This is a genomic window from Ditibartonella choladocola (assembly GCF_002007565.1).
Lineage (GTDB): Bacteria > Pseudomonadota > Alphaproteobacteria > Rhizobiales > Rhizobiaceae > Bartonella > Bartonella choladocola.
This window is the reverse complement of the sequence record NZ_CP015625.1, coordinates 125,639-141,427: the sequence shown is the minus strand read 5'-3', so window position 1 is coordinate 141,427 and position 15,789 is coordinate 125,639. Positions and strand designations below refer to the sequence as shown.

Genomic DNA, 15,789 nt, shown 5'->3' with positions numbered 1-15,789 from the left:
GTCGATCTTGTTTATAAACCGCAATGCCGTTCCGGTTTCAGATTCAGATTCAGTTTCGGTTTCTGTTCCGGTTCCGGTTCCGGTTCCGGTTCCGGTTCCGGTTCCGGTTCCGGTTCCGGTTCCGATAAATTATAAAATTTCTTCATTCAAAAGAGGAAGGCTGTCGGTCGAGCTGCCAATGCTCTTCAACAATATAAGGCCCGCCGCCAATTGACTCATGTGAAGACATCATCACAAAGCGGTTAACCGGAAAATACCCCGTTTCAAAATGGCCATGTGAAGAAAGATAGGGCAATAAATCATCAAGCTTCACCTGTTTGAGGCGAGCAACTGTCACGTGAGGAATATATTTTCCTTTATCCGATTTGAGCCCAAGTCTTTTGGCAATACGATCAATGTCGCTTTGTAAAAGCAAGAGTTCCTCACATGGTTCTACACTTGCATAAATCGAATGCGGTGTTTTTGAACCGAAAACATCAATGCCTTTGAGGCGAAGGCTGAATGGCTTTCTTTTAATATGATCGAGTTTTTCTAAAAGTTCATCAGCCATCTGATTGCTCATGTCACCAAAGAAGCGCAGGGTGATATGATAATCCTCGACTTCGATGAAACGCGCACCAGGTAAACCGCCTCGCAACAGTGACAAGGACAATGCGGCATCATGCGGCACTTCCAATGCGGCAAAAAGTCGGGGCATTATGATTCCTTACGCGTTGTGAGTGACGATGAAACGAACGCCGGAAGGCCATTTCCGGCAAAAACAATATTCCTCGTTTTAATAATCTTTTTCATAGAAAACACCAACACTTGAATCGCCTTGTGCACCAAGTGCGCCTTTGGCTTTCAAGTTTTTGGAAATATCCAGATTGACTGTGCCTTTAGTGTTGCCACCCGAACCGGCTTCGACACCGAGATAGATATTATCGCGAATATAGCGACCCGCTTTAACACCGGTATTCCCCTGTTTATCTGTCACAACATCAAGATCATCAAGACCGGTAGTCGACCGTAAGGAACCGAGAAGCGACGTGTTGGTAACACCGGCAAGTTCAGCAGCAGCAGAAGCGAGCTGCGCAATCTGGAAGGGTGACAGTTCGCTGATCGAACGATTGAAAATCAAACGGGCGAGAACTTCGTCCTGAGGCAATACCGGAACCGAAGTGAAGGAAACATTGAGTGCATTGATTGTACCGCTAACGGTTACCGTCACCGTAATGTCACTTCCTTGCGTGGTCGCAACAAAATTGACTTCAGGATTGAGATTGCCAACGAGTGTCACCGTTCCTTCTGTGAAGGTGAGGCGTTGTGAAAGAATTTCAAACCGGCCTCGCAACATCTGGAAACCGCCGACAGGATGAATATCATTGACCGGACCGAACAGGCCGATTTCACCACCCAATTCGACATCAAGCCCCATACCGCGAACAAAAATCTGGTTCGGTGCACGGATATGCAATTTCAACTGGACAACGGAAGGTTTTGCGGGCGCGGTTGCAACTTTCTGTCTTCCGGTATCAATTTTTGCGCGCTCAAGCGTTGTTTCAATATCTTTTGTAAGATGTTTATGTTTGACATCAATCAGAGCTGCTCCGCCGAAACGATCCGGAACGGTAATTTCAGCCTTTTCGATTGTAAGATCACCGCCAATCACCGGATTATTTAAAAGCCCACCCGTCACTGTTAAAGTGCCATCAACGGTGGCAACAACCATTTCCCCATCGCTATAGCGTGTGTGATTGAGGCGAACGGTCATATCAGCGGGCATACCGGCAGAAAAATCTGTCGAGATGGAACCATTGGCAGAAATTGTCCCGCCAGCAGATGATGAAGCGTTGGCGCGGTTGAGCACAATGCGCTCACCACTCAAACCGGCATCAACCACAATATTGTTCAGGCGCAAATTGCTTTGCGGATCAATAAAAGTACCATTTGCAAGAGAAAAACGACCATTCAATTCCGGTTTTGAAAAGGAACCTCTGACTGTCGCATCAACATTTGCCGAGCCGGAAAGTTGCGTTCCACGTTCGGCAAGGAATTGATTGGCAATTGCCAAGGGAGCAGCACCCTTGACATGAAGATCAATGCCATCGCCTTTGACCGGAATGCGGCCATTTGCCGACATATTAAGCCCTTGCGGCCCATTTGCATTGAATTGCTCAAGATTAAGAACATTATTTTCATAACGCGCCTGAGCATTCAAACTGATTGGCGTAAGGCCGTTTTTTGCCAACAGATCGGCTCTCAAGCCTTGGCCTGAAAGATTGAATGTTGCCGTCGGTGCTTTCAACTGTCCGCCGACGTGGGCGTGACCGGAGACGGTTCCACCAAGATTCTGATTGGCAACAAAACCATTTGCCAGAGCAACGGGCAAGTTTTTCAAGCTTATATCGAGATCGAGATTTCCTGCATCCAGCGGTACTTTGCCACTGGCTTCGACATCAAGACCGGAACCGGAAATTCTTGTATCAACATTGACCGATTTGCCATTGGTTCTGCCTTTGGCATCAAGTGCAAATGGTGCTATCTTTTTGTCTTTAAGAAGGCCGATAGACAGACCTTCGCCTTTCATATCAAAGGCGACATCAGGTGTATCCGGCGTTCCTTTTATATCGGCTTGACCGGTTAAAGTACCGGTTGCACGAAGATCCGGTTTTACCAGATTGGCAAGTGAAACGGGCAAATGATCCATTTGCAACTCTAAATCAAGTTTTGCTCCGCCATCGCCTTTAATCGAAAATTTCCCGCCATTGACATCCAATATCAAAGGCGAAATCCGGTAACTATCGTCAAACAAAATCACCGAAGCCGGATTTAAAAGCTTTGCATGAACCGTATCCTGTGTAACGTTCAAAGAATCCAGCGCGATCGTCAACCGCCGATTATCCCCTTGACCGTTTTGCACTTCATCCCCGTTTGCTGGAGGGTAGATCGAGAGACCGGAAAGATCGGCCTTGATATTGTTCTGGACATCCGCAGAAACCTGGAAAGCGGTTTTTCCATCCATGTCTTTTGCAGTCGCTTTTATCGTATTGACGACAAAATTGGCAACACGAATATCCGAAGCATTGACAAAACCATTGACACGGAAAGCGCCTTTCGGGTCATCGAGCGTCAAATTCATATCAAGGCTTTCAACATGATTTTCGCCTATAACCAGTTTGTCGATATGAGCCTTCAGACGACCGCTCTGTTTTCCTTCACTTTCGCTTAAATTAAAGTCACCCGTCATACTGCCATGGCCGTCGGTGAGCAAAAGCGCACTCAATGTTGAAATATCGCGTGCGTCAACATGGATATTGCCGTCAATCAGTCCTTCCAGATTTTGCTTCAGATTGCCGTTCACATGCGTTTCGCCGACAAGAATGTCGAGATTGTTCAGACTTTTGAATTGGTCACTATCGGAAAAACTTCCGCTTAGTTTCAGTTTTTCACCTCCGAATAGGCCGCTACCGTCTACATAACCGCTCAAATAGGTGGCGACAGGAGAGGTGTTATCAAGAACGGCATTGGCAAAAATTGCCGTATCCTGCATTTTCTGACCTGATAAAGTTGCTTCTTTTATCTTTGCTCCAAGACTTAAAGCAACAAGACGGTTATGACCACGGGCAGCACCCTGCAATTCAACGGCTCCATGCATACGGGAATTGACGAGATTAAGGTCGGAAAGATCAAGCTGATAGTCCATATCGGCTTCATCACTCGAGAAGCTGCCATTCGCTTCAAGCTTGATATGGTCGTTACCAAGCTGAAATTGGCGCGTTGTAATTCCGGTTTCGTCGCGTTTTATTCCGCCCGACAATCTGACATTGCCAGCCAACAAACGATCAAGCGTCTCATTGCCGGTTTTCAAAGCCACAGTTTTTCCGGAAAGGTCAAGGTCGAAAGAACCACCGACAAGGCCGATGATACCATTTGCCTCAATATCGGCTGCTCCTGAAAGCGGTTTTCCGCTCAACATTGCCAAAGGTTCCAATGTATCGGCTTGAATGCCGAGATTTCCCTTGAATTGAAGCTTCTCGACCTGCCCCTTCAGCCATAAAGTAAGCCCGTTAGCAGAAAGATTGACAGTGCGTATAGTCACCGGCTGACGGGCAAGAATATCGGCATCGACTTTCAAATTGACCGATTTTCCCAAAGCATCCGAAATCTTGCTCTTGGGCGTTGCCATGCCGTTGATTGCGCCGCTGATCTGCAACCCGACATGACGATTATTCACATCATCGAGATTTTCCGAGTCCCCACCCATATCAACAGTAATATCATGGGCAATGAAATTTTCGTTTGCAAAATTATTGACGATAAATTGCCCATTCCACATTGAGCTTTCATTGCGCCCATAATCAATATTAAGAGCAATATTATCGGCACGTGTCTTGCCTCCGGCGACAGGCAAAATAATTGCCTCACCTGTTTGCGCTTTGACTGATGCTTTGACCGCCAAACGGCGCAAAAAACCGTCTGACAATGTTTCTGCATTTGCCGCTATATGAACGCCCTCACCATTGATCGAAAATTTGTCAAGCCGAAAACCGCCGTCCTTTTTCAGCAAAGCTGCCAATTCAAGATCCGTCCTTGCCCCGAAAAATGCCCGATATTCGTCCGGCATCAAAAGGACAATTGGCCCCGACAGGTTAACATTTATCGATTTTCCGCTTTCTGTGCCCTGAAGCTTGAATTTGCCATTCAACACCGGATCGGCACCGGCTTTCATAGAAAGACCAAGCTCGAAATTATCAAGCGGTCCTTCGCCTTTTGCTATCAAAGCAACAGAGGGGCGATTTTTTATTTTTAAAAGATTGGCAACAATGCCGTTTTCCGGCTCCGAGACTTCAATATCGATTTTTGCCTTATTGGTGCTGTTGGAAATATCGGCCAACACGTCGAAATTGCCGGGCTTGTCCAGACGTTTCATAACAAGTCGGGCTGCGAGATCACCATCGGCAAGGGTTATACCGCCTTGCAACGACACTTCGGAAGGAAGATTGAATAGTGGTTCTCCGAATGCAACTGTCTTTGCATCAAGCGATTTGATGCTTATTGCAACTGGCAAGTCCGGTATAGAAAAGCCCTTGGACTGGGGACTGGGTGCCGAAGTATCAGGCAAAGGTTTTCTGAAAATATCAATTTTTTCGGCTGACAATTCGTTAATAGACACTTGCCCGCGCAATAGTGCCAAACGATTCCAGTCAAGCTTGGCATTGGTGATCTTGAGCCAAACGCCTTGTCGATCGGCAATCGTAATCGAGCCGATTGTGGCATTCGACGACAAAGCCCCTTCAATATCGGCAAAACGGATTTGCCGGTTGGGTGAGGAAATCTTGCTTTCAATAAATGACAAAACCCACGATTTTTCGGCCGCAGCCGTATCATGACCGGCGGGTGAAGAAGTCTCGGCAAAGCTTGCCGTCAAGCCTGCAAAGATCAGGAACAATGCGGTCATAAAAGCTGAAAGTGAAAAATTTTTCATCATCAGAACGCCTGCCCTATGCCAACATAAAAACCGAGATCGGGGTCGCCGACCGCACCATCAAGAGGTGCTGCGACATCAAAACGCAATGGTCCGAGCCCTGTCATATAACGAACACCAATACCGGCACCGACTTTGGTGTTTTCGGAAAAATCCGGTGTGGAATCAGCCCCCACAACACCGGCATCGACAAAACCGACGAGACCGATTGTATCGGTCACCATTGTGCGCAGTTCCGCCGACCCTTCGACAAGTGAACGGCCGCCAATTGTATCGTGCGTATCGGTTCTGATACCAATATTGCGGTAGCCATAGCCACGTACCGAACCACCGCCACCGGCAAAGAAGAGCATATCGGAGGGGATTTCGCGCGCTTCCGGACCGGTAATCGAACCGATCTTTGCCCGCGTTGCAATGACATAGCGATCTTTTGAATCAAGTGAAAAATAGGAACGGCCTTCCAATGTCATCTTGCCGATAAAGTTTCCATAATGAATTTCGTAAATCGGCTCCAGAACAGCTTCGCCATAAAGACCATGTTTCGGATTGGATTTGTTGTCACGGCTGTCATAAAGCAAACCTCCCAAAAATCCGACTGTTGTAAAATCGCGATTGCCGAAATAATCGTCTTCCGATTTGGTTTGGGCAGCATTGAAATAAAGGCGTCCCGATAACTCGTCGCTAAAAATTTGCGTTAAACCAAGCTGTCCGGTTAACCCCGTGGTTGTATAATTATCAAGAACCTCACGTTGACCTTTGAGACTCGCGACGAAATCGGTGTCAGGCGTAATAATACCCGGACGGGTGAAAGTCGTTCCCAACAGATAACTGAAATTTTTCGGATTATACGAATCATCCTGACTACCACCAATGCCGCTAATCTTGGCATCAAAACGCAAGCGTTCCGCATGACCGAACAGATCTCTGTGCATCCAATAGGCTTCAAAGCCTGCGCCATCAAGTGTTGAATAGCTGCCGCCAACGCCGAAACGATGGAGTGGCCGTTCTTGCACCGTAAGATTGAGCGGCAAACTGCCATCAGCCTTGATCTTGTCTGCTTCCCTTACATTGGCAGCACGAAATACATCAAGCCGTGCCAGACGTTTATTGGCCTTGGCAATATCATCGGGGTCATATTCCTGCCCCTCTTTCAGTCCTGTCATCCAAGCAACATAGGCTGAATCCATGCGCGGTTTTTCACTGACGTTTTTAACTGTCAAGGGACCGTAATGTGCCTTCTGACCGGGCTGAACCTCGATATTGGAATCGACAGTGCGACTGGCATGATCGGCAACCACATCGCGATTTTTTACGCTAGCCTTGGCGTAACCCTGCTGGCGCCAGCCCTCGATGGCTAGCTGTTCCGCCTTGAAGACCGAACCGGATTTTGCAACATCCCCTGACGCATATCCAGAATCGGCCGGAAGAGGAACTTTGTCTTTTTTGTCGTCGGTTTTTGGCGCGAGATCATGAACGCTCGCAACACCGAAATGATATTGCGGTCCGGTATCAATTGTGATGACAATGTCGGATTGGTCGGGCAATTCTGTATCTGGTCGAATATTGGCTGCTTCTGCGCCATTTACAGCAATGCTGATTGTTCCCCCGTAATAACCATCGGCATAAAGAGCGGCCAGAATTTTCCTGTAATCACCGCGCGCTTTGGCCAAAAGTCCTGCAGAACCGGAGGCAGCTTTATCTTCATCCTCGACAAGTGAAGACGCTGCCTTGACAATTTTTACGCCCGCTTCCGGTGCATTCGGAGCATTGGTCACTTTAACTTTATAATGTTTGGGAACACCGATAACATCGGAATTTTTGTCGGTCTGGTCTTTCTTTCCCCATAAATGGATACCGAAAAGATCAAAAGCAGTTGCTGCTTGCGGGTAAGAAAAAGCGAGTGCAAAACAGGCTCCGAAAGCGACAAAAGCGCTTCCCCTCTTCAACCTCGACTTTGTACTCGTTGTTACCAAAACACTTAACTCTTTATCGCAAAACTCTGAAATTGACCCGTTTATTCACTGAACATAGCGCCCCATAGTTCCGATTCCACGTTTTTGCCGACGGCAAAAGACAAACATCACCTGATGTTTTAAATATGTCTTTTTCTTCGATACCATAGGTTCTTGTCTATTCATACACAACCAAACATGATTTTGCTTCATTTTCGTCAAGGAAGTGTTAAGCGTCAATTTTCAACCGGATATAAAAACAACTATAAATTTATTATTTGTTCATGAAATGTTCTTGATTTTCACTAAAAATAATGGTTGTCTCATTTTGATACAACTCACATGAGAACAAGACAAATGGTTGCACGTATTACGACTGTTGCCTTTTCCGGCATTGACGCTTTACCTGTTGATGTTCAGGTTATGATTGCCAATGGTAAAATGGGGATGTCGATTGTTGGCCTTGCCGACAAGGCGGTTGCAGAAAGTCGCGAACGCGTGCAAGCAGCACTTCATGCCTGTGGTTTATCCATGCCGATCAAACGGATTACTGTCAATCTTGCGCCGGCCGATTTACCCAAAGAAGGTTCCCATTATGATCTGCCGATAGCCGTCGGGCTTATGGTCGAAATGGGGCTTTTACCCCCTGAAATCGGGCAAAAATACGTTGTCATGGGGGAATTGGGGCTGGATGGTTCCATCGCACCGGTGAGCGGTGTCTTGCCCGCAGCCATGACCGCTGTCGCTTCCGATAAGGGGCTGATCTGCCCCGAAAAATGTGGGCCGGAAGCCGCCTGGGCAGGATCCGACATCGACATTTTAGCCCCTTCAAGTTTGCTTGCTCTGGTCAATCATTTCAAAGGTTCGCAATTTCTTTCGCCGCCACAGCCACGCCAATATATTGTTCAGGATAATTTGCCTGATCTTGCCGACATAAAGGGGCAAAATGCCGCCAAACGTGCACTCGAAGTTGCCGCTGCCGGACGCCATAATTTGTTGTTTGTCGGCCCTCCCGGAGCTGGCAAATCGATGTTGGCCGAGCGTTTACCTTCCATTCTACCGCCGCTCGATGCACGTGAACTTCTTGATGTTTCGCTGATTGCCTCGATTGCCGGAGAAACAACGAACGGTTCTGTTTCCATTCATCGGCCTTTCCGTGCGCCCCACCATTCGGCATCCATGGCCGCTATGGTCGGCGGTGGCATTAAAGCGCGCCCCGGTGAAGTTTCACTTGCCCATAATGGTGTGTTGTTTCTCGATGAGTTTCCCGAATTTTCGCCACAGGTTCTCGATTCTTTGCGCCAGCCGCTTGAAAGCGGAGAATGCGTTGTTGCGCGTGCCAACCGGCATGTCAGCTATCCGGCGCGTATCCAGCTTGTAGCCGCCATGAACCCTTGTCGTTGTGGTATGGCAGGAGAACCGGGGCATGTTTGCGCCAAAGGCCCGAAATGCCAGCTTGATTATCAGGCACGCATTTCCGGACCATTACTTGACCGCATAGATTTACGTATTGATGTGCCTGCCTTATCGGCACTTGATCTCATCAAACCGGCTGAAGCCGAACCAAGCCGCATTGTCGCCGAACGCGTTAGAAAAGCACGAGATATACAGACAAAAAGATATGCAGAACTGGGAATACCCCAAATCCGCACCAATGGCGATTGTCCTGCAAATCTGATCGAAAAAGTTGCTGTTCTTGATGGTGCCGCAACAATATTATTACAAACGATAAGCGAAAAAATGCGCCTTTCAGCGCGCGCCTACCATCGTGTCCTGAAAGTTGCTCGTACGATTGCCGATCTTGACGGTGAGACGCATCTTACCAAACGCCATCTTGCCGAAGCGGTTTCCTATCGTTTGGGAAACGAGCGACTTGCAGCCGTTGCCTGAATTATTTTCTGAAATGTTCCAATATTACTGAATATGTTGCATGAAATATTGATGAAGTAAAAGACTATCATTTGTGACTATGATGGTCTGTGCCACTAAACATTCATCCGTTTTAAAACATCATAACAATCTTCCTGAATTTTTCAGAAAACAAATAAAATTTATGAGAAGAAGTGGTTTTAGTGCCGGTGTAGGTTTTTGAATGTTTCGATCAGAAACAGAAAATTGCCTGCACCATAATTCACACCAATGCCATTATAATTTTTGGAAGAAAACCGGATTTATGTAACCACATTTATATAAATTCGCAGTATTCCGATTTTACCTGAAAAGATAATTAACCTATAATAAAATCACTAAATAAATTAAATTTCACTACAAATAAACATAACATAAATATAAAAATAACTTAAATATAACAATAATTATATATGTTAATTAAAATTTTAAATAAATAAAACAAATTTTTTATAATTATAATAATTAAAAAATTGAAATTTTATATAAAATATTCATTTATAATATGATTAAAAAACTTACATTTTTATTCATTATCACATCATGAAAAACCGAAGAATTGAAAATTAACCGATAGACGGACTTTCACCTATTCAAGTCATGACAATGGTTTTCTCTCGATCCTGCAAAAAGCAGGAGCGAAATTTCGCAAATATCAAAATTTCGCAGATATAAAGACAGTAGCATTATCGAAGACGGGTTGGACGAAAGTTTTAATGGAAATCGCGGGATTTTGGCAGAGCGCGGAACTGGCGGGGATGGCGGGCCACAGGTTCGCTTTCAATTGCTGCAAAATGTTCGGGAATTTCGCTCAGATTGATAATGTCCATACTTCTATCTTCAATATAACAGGCAACAAGATGGGTAACACCGGAAGAATCGCGTTGTATTTTACCTGTTATCAATAGGAGTTTTCCCCCCATGACCTCGCGGCGAAAGCGCAACATTATTTTTGGCCAGACAACAATATTGGCAATGCCGCTTTCATCTTCCATTGTCAAAAAGACCACGCCTTTGGCGCTGCCGGGCTTTTGCCGGACTGTAACAATACCGGCTATTGTTGCAGAAGATCCGCCTGCAATTTCCATTGCGTCATGACAGGTAAGCACACCCTTTTTCACAAGGTCGTTTCGCAAAAAACTGACCGGATGGGCTTTGAGCGACAGTCGCGTTGTTTCATAATCGGTAATAACATGTTCGCTCAATTTCATCGGCGTAAAGATAAGCGGCTCTTCTTCACCGAGATCGGATTGTTGTGCTGCCGCAAATAATGGCAAATTTCCATGATCGGGCAAACGGCGCACTGCCCATAAAGCCGAGCGCCGCTCTTTATTGATACTTAAGAAACAATCGGCATCGGCAAGAAGTTCAAAGGCGCGTTTTGGTAGCACCACCCGACGATGCAATTCTTCAATCGAAGAAAACCGCCCTTCAGCCTGTTGAAGTTCGATTCTTTTTCCCCATTCAATGGCAAAACCGTTGATTTGACGAAATCCCAATCGCAAAGAAAAACCAGTGCCATTTTTTTCCAGACAATGGTCATAATGGCTATGATTGACATCGACCGGTAAAACCTCGACACCGTGATTGCGGGCATCCCGAATAATCTGCGCGGGGGCATAAAATCCCATAGGTTGGGAATTAAGAAGAGCAGTCGCGAAAATTTCCGGATGATGGCATTTGAGCCAAGCCGAAACATAAACAAGGTGGGCAAAGCTTGCGGCATGGCTTTCAGGAAAACCATATTCACCGAAACCTTCAATCTGTTTGAAACAATTTTCGGCAAAATCACGCTTGTAACCTCGCCTGACCATTCCCTCGACCATTTTTGCCTGCATGGTATGAATGGTTCCAACCCGCCGGAATGTTGCCATGGCACGGCGCAAAAGATTGGCTTCATCGGGAGTAAATTTGGCGGCTTCTATGGCAATGCGCATTGCCTGTTCCTGAAAAAGCGGCACGCCCAAAGTTTTTCCCAGAACACGTTGCAATTCGTCAGGCGGGCCGAATTGTGGTGAAGGTGAGGGATAAACAACTTTTTCCATATGGTTGCGACGGCGCAAATAGGGGTGCACCATATCGCCCTGTATCGGGCCGGGGCGGACAATAGCCACTTCAATGACCAGATCATAGAATTGTTTCGGCTTCAATCGCGGCAACATGTTCATTTGTGCCCGGCTTTCAACCTGAAAAACTCCGATTGAATCGCCTTTCGACAACATTTTATAGACGCTTTCGTCTTCCCGCGGCACATCATGCAAGCCAAGGCTGATATTTTTATGACGTTTCAAAAGATCAAAAGCTTTGCGGATCAAGGTCAACATCCCCAAAGACAAAATATCGACCTTCATCAATTTGACAGTGTCGATGTCATCTTTATCCCACTCGATGAAGCTGCGGTCTTTCATGGCAGCAAGGCCGATCGGTACGGTTTCGTCAAGCCTTTGCTCAGTCAAAACAAAACCGCCGACATGTTGTGACAAATGCCTTGGAAAGCCGACCAATTCATGAGCAAGACGTACCGTCAGACCAATCATCCGGTTTGTCGGGTCGAGTCCTCTTTGAGCAATCTCTTCATCGCCCACTTTTTTACCGGATGTGCCCCAGACAGTCGAGGCAATCGCTCCTATAATATCTTCGCTCAAGCCCAAAGCTTTGCCAACATCGCGAATGGCACTGCGACTGCGATAACAGATGACCGTTGCAACAATTGCAGCTCTATGGCGACCATAACGGCGATAGATATATTGCATCACTTCTTCGCGCCGCTCATGCTCGAAATCGACATCAATATCGGGTGGCTCGTTACGTTCTTCGGAAATAAACCGCTCGAACAACAGATCAATCTGTTGCGGATTGACATTGGTAATGCCCAAACAGAAACATACTGCCGAATTAGCGGCCGAACCGCGCCCCTGACAAAGAATGCCTTGTGATTTTGCAAAACTGACAATGTCATAAACAGTCAGAAAATAGGGAGCATAGCGAAGCTTCTTGATAAGCTTCAATTCTTTTTCCAGAAGTGGTTTTAGGCTCTCATAAGCTGTTTTTGGAAACCTTTCAGCCATGCCTTTCCAGGTCAATTCTTCCAGATAGGATTGGGGCGTTTTACCGGCAGGAACCGGCTCGTCCGGATAGGAATAGGAAAGGTCATCAAGTGAAAAGGAAATGGGGGCTACAAAATCCTGTTGCGTCTTGATTGCTCCGGAAAAATTCCGATAAAGCCGTTCTATTTCTTTCACCGGCTTCAGATATTTTTCACTATTAGCTTGAAGCGCAAATCCGGCTTCGTCAATTGTTTTATGAAGGCGGATTGCTGTCAGAATATCTTGTAAAATGCGCCTTTCTTCACTGTGATAGAGAATATCGGCAGCAGCAATGAGGCCGACGTTAAAGTTTTTGGCCATTGTTGCCAGATATTCGCCATAGCGGGCATCCTTGCCGGTAAAATTCATCGGCAAACCCAGAAAGACTTGCCCCTTTGCCACCTGTTGCAAATTTTTCAACGTGTCTTCCAGTTTTTCGCCATCTGTAACAATGATCTGGAAACCGCGCGCACGAAACAAAAAATCTTCAAACTTTAATTGGCAAGCTCCTTTTTCGCCGGATTTTGCTTTTCCTTCGCTTAGCATCCGGCACAACAGGCCATAAGCTTTTCTGTCTCGTGGATAGACAACAAGATCCGGCGTTCCATCCGAAAACACCAGACGACAACCGACAAGATAGCGGAAGGAAGGGTCAAGTTTTAAAACTTCCCGTGCCATGGCAAAGCCGCGAACCACACCGGCCAATGTATTTTCATCGGCAATGCCGATGCCTGCATAGTGGAGGCGTGCCGCCTCGCCCACCAGCTCTTCGGGATGGGAAGCGCCTTTTAAAAACGAAAAATTGCTTCTTACAGACAATGCAAACATGTTGACGCCTTATTTTGTCCGGTCGTTTCTTGGCGGAAAGATTTTTTTGCCCGACGTAAAGACATGTTTTTCAAAAAACCGGACTTTCTGGTAGAGAACAAAAACCAACGCATAATGCGTAAACTTGCCTTTAGAGCCTCTGGAAACTGAAAAATTTCAGGCAAATAAGCCATGTAGAAACCATTTGGTTTTCGGATATTCGCCATAACGGAATATCCAGAAACGTTCGCCATTTTCATCTTCCACGCGATAATAATCACGATCAGGACCCGAATGTTTCCACCATTCCGCACTGATACGTTCAGGCCCTTCGGCAAGGCGGATTTTATGGATAACCCTTCGCCAGCGAAAAGAAGCTGGCGGGTCATCCGGCAAAGCGGCAATGACATCAATAGGCTGTGGCGGGCAAAAAAGCCTGATAGGGCGTTCTGGCGGATTGGAATGAAGCGGGAAAAATCCTTGTGCCTTCAATTGTGCATCCAAAGCTTTCAAAGCTTCGGTGTGCGGTTTATGGTGCTGCGCTACCCCCCAAAAAGCTGCATATTCGGGAATATGACTTTCTTTGCTACCGGCAACCAGAACATGATCTGCCCCCAGACGGGTTGAAAGCCGATCAACCAGTTGCCCGATTTCTGCCGGTTCGAGATCGTCATTGACAAGCTCTGTCTGAAGGGGACGAAGGGGAGTGGAACGACTTACCGAAAGAGCCAAAGTATCATAGCCATATCCCGCATCGAGCGGTGTCTTCAAGCTTTTCAGCCGTTCCTCAAGAAGCGACAGGAATTGTACGGGGTCGCTCAAAGGGCGACCGGTCTCGATGCCTATCCGGTCAATATGTCCATCAACCCGATAAAGGATGATGTTTATCATCAGACACCCCAGACCGAGCTTCGTCAGACGCTTGAAAAATTCTTTTGCCAGAATAAAAAACTGTTTTTCAACCATTGTTACATCAATCAATGGCTCTTCCAAACGTAATGACAAATAAAGGGATGGAGGCGGGTTTATAAATGAAAGCGGTTCCTGTCTTTTTCCATAAAGCGCATCAAGGCGGGCAGGCAAAACTTCGCCAAAGCGTGCAGCCAAAGCTTTTGGTGAAACCGCCTGAATATCTTTCAAACAATAAAATCCGGCACGGCGAAGTGCCATCTGGACATCCGGCTTTGCTTCAAGTGACGGTAATTTCAGCCGATCCAATGTTAAAACAAAATCTTCTTTTGTGACAAAACGGTTGACACCAAAACGGGCAAAAGCCCGTGCGGCTGCCGGTGTTATTGTCAGTGCAGAGAGTGTCTCAAGCCCCAGCCCCTTATAATAAGCGGTCACTTTTTCGAGCATTTTTTGTGGCCCCCCGAAAAGATGATCGCAGCCTGTTACATCAAGTATCAAACCAAAGGGAAGGCTATAGGCTACAAGAGGGGTGAAACGACCGGCATTTCGGGCGAGATATTGAAGATAGTCCTTGTCGGCCTCTTCCGCTTCATTGACTGTTTCTATTCTTTCACAAAGGCTGCGTGCATGAACCAGAGAAAGCCCCGGATAAAGGCCGGCATGTATAGCCGCCTCATTGACACAAACAAGCCTAAGTCCGTGAACAGAACGGCCAACAATTGCAAAAGGTTTTGTGAAATCCGGTGCTTTTTCAGGCGGCAAAACCGTCTTTAGACGGTCTATCGGCAGGCGAGGAAAAGCGAGTGCCAAATAGAGCCGGCCGTGTGTGCCGTATTTCTTGGGGGTTTGTAAAAATCTGGTCATGGATGTTCCATTGCATCAACCAATGTCCGGTATATCCGGTTCTATTTCGCAAAAGCGTGACATCATAATTTGTTAGCCCCGGTGCTTTTGCACCCGAACTTTCGGAAGGTGCTGCTTTGATTTGCCAACGTGTGGCAGCGTTGCTGTTTTTCAATGCTTCTTTGCCAAGCACCAGAACAACCGGCGAATGTGCTTTTTCTGCTGCCAGATGCAAACGTCGGGTGGCTGTGAAATCAAGCGCCCGACAAGCCCCCGAAAGGCTTAACAACAAACCACCAACACGAGACGTTGCCAATGCATCATCAGCCGCTTTCAATACATCTTCGGCTTTCGGACAACGCACCAGAATAAATCGCGCCGGATCAAGCCCGAAAGCAGAAATACCGACAGGATAAGGAATGCCATATTCTATTTCTGTGCTTTCTTCTTCCAGCCAGATGAAAGGGCAATTCGCCTTTTCATTACGTTTGAGAAGACCGAGAGAAAAACCGGTTGCACTATTCATGGCGGCTGGCCCTGAAATAACTTCATGCAAGGCATAAGAGGGAAATGGGCCGGCCATAAAATCGGCTGTTTCGTGACCGAGATTAAAATAGCCTTCAGGAAGAACAGGCTTTTCTTTGCCCTTCCTCTTGCCATCTGTAGAAAAAGCGACAGGTTTTCCTTCAATGCGGGCAATGAGGCGGCGTAATTGGGCTATATCCGGCATAAAAGACTCACACAATGTTCTTGTTTTGTTCTATTATTGAATCGAATATAAATGAGAGTCAAGCGCCGAATTTTACAAAAGAAA

Annotated in this window: 7 protein-coding genes; 1 reads left to right on the top strand and 6 read right to left on the bottom strand. The window is 46.6% G+C overall.

Annotation, left to right across the window (positions count from 1 at the left end; genetic code table 11):
* Nucleotides 1-142: 142 nt before the first annotated feature.
* The 3 genes from thpR to BBC0122_RS00645 all read right to left on the bottom strand — a co-directional run bounded on the left by thpR (nt 143) and on the right by BBC0122_RS00645 (nt 7,440).
* Nucleotides 143-697: an RNA 2',3'-cyclic phosphodiesterase gene (thpR, locus tag BBC0122_RS00655; RefSeq protein ID WP_077990373.1), complete on the bottom strand. Its 555-nt coding sequence runs from the start codon at nt 695-697 to the stop codon at nt 143-145.
* 78 nt (nt 698-775) lie between these two features.
* A complete protein-coding gene (locus BBC0122_RS00650) occupies nt 776-5,470 on the bottom strand; it encodes a translocation/assembly module TamB domain-containing protein (protein ID WP_077990371.1) in 4,695 nt (1,564 codons plus the stop codon).
* A complete protein-coding gene (locus tag BBC0122_RS00645) occupies nt 5,470-7,440 on the bottom strand; it encodes an autotransporter assembly complex protein TamA (RefSeq protein WP_440131338.1) in 1,971 nt (656 codons plus the stop codon). Before BBC0122_RS00645 ends, BBC0122_RS00650 begins: the two co-directional genes overlap by 1 nt.
* A 336-nt stretch (nt 7,441-7,776) precedes the next feature.
* Between BBC0122_RS00645 and BBC0122_RS00640 the strand changes: the two genes are divergently transcribed.
* Complete coding sequence (locus tag BBC0122_RS00640) at nt 7,777-9,309, top strand: YifB family Mg chelatase-like AAA ATPase (protein ID WP_077990368.1); 1,533 nt, start codon at nt 7,777-7,779, stop codon at nt 9,307-9,309.
* A gap of 731 nt (nt 9,310-10,040) precedes the next feature.
* Here BBC0122_RS00640 and BBC0122_RS00635 read toward each other — a convergent pair.
* The 3 genes from BBC0122_RS00635 to BBC0122_RS00625 form a co-directional block, all read right to left on the bottom strand.
* A complete protein-coding gene (locus BBC0122_RS00635) occupies nt 10,041-13,241 on the bottom strand; it encodes an error-prone DNA polymerase (protein WP_077990366.1) in 3,201 nt (1,066 codons plus the stop codon).
* 156 nt (nt 13,242-13,397) lie between these two features.
* Nucleotides 13,398-14,996 carry a Y-family DNA polymerase gene (locus tag BBC0122_RS00630; protein ID WP_149866621.1) on the bottom strand — a complete coding sequence of 533 codons (1,599 nt, stop codon included), beginning with the start codon at nt 14,994-14,996 and terminating at the stop codon, nt 13,398-13,400.
* Nucleotides 14,884-15,705 (bottom strand): ImuA family protein, encoded by an 822-nt coding sequence (locus tag BBC0122_RS00625; protein WP_077990364.1) that lies wholly within the window; start codon nt 15,703-15,705, stop codon nt 14,884-14,886. Before BBC0122_RS00625 ends, BBC0122_RS00630 begins: the two co-directional genes overlap by 113 nt.
* Between the last annotated feature and the right edge of the window lie 84 nt (nt 15,706-15,789).

Coding starts and splice junctions, on each gene's coding strand:
- thpR (WP_077990373.1), bottom strand. CDS start 697: ATGCCCCGACTTTTTGCCGCATTGGAAGTGCCGCATGATGCCGCATTG.
- BBC0122_RS00650 (WP_077990371.1), bottom strand. CDS start 5,470: ATGATGAAAAATTTTTCACTTTCAGCTTTTATGACCGCATTGTTCCTG.
- BBC0122_RS00640 (WP_077990368.1), top strand. CDS start 7,777: ATGGTTGCACGTATTACGACTGTTGCCTTTTCCGGCATTGACGCTTTA.
- BBC0122_RS00635 (WP_077990366.1), bottom strand. CDS start 13,241: ATGTTTGCATTGTCTGTAAGAAGCAATTTTTCGTTTTTAAAAGGCGCT.
- BBC0122_RS00630 (WP_149866621.1), bottom strand. CDS start 14,996: ATGACCAGATTTTTACAAACCCCCAAGAAATACGGCACACACGGCCGG.
- BBC0122_RS00625 (WP_077990364.1), bottom strand. CDS start 15,705: ATGCCGGATATAGCCCAATTACGCCGCCTCATTGCCCGCATTGAAGGA.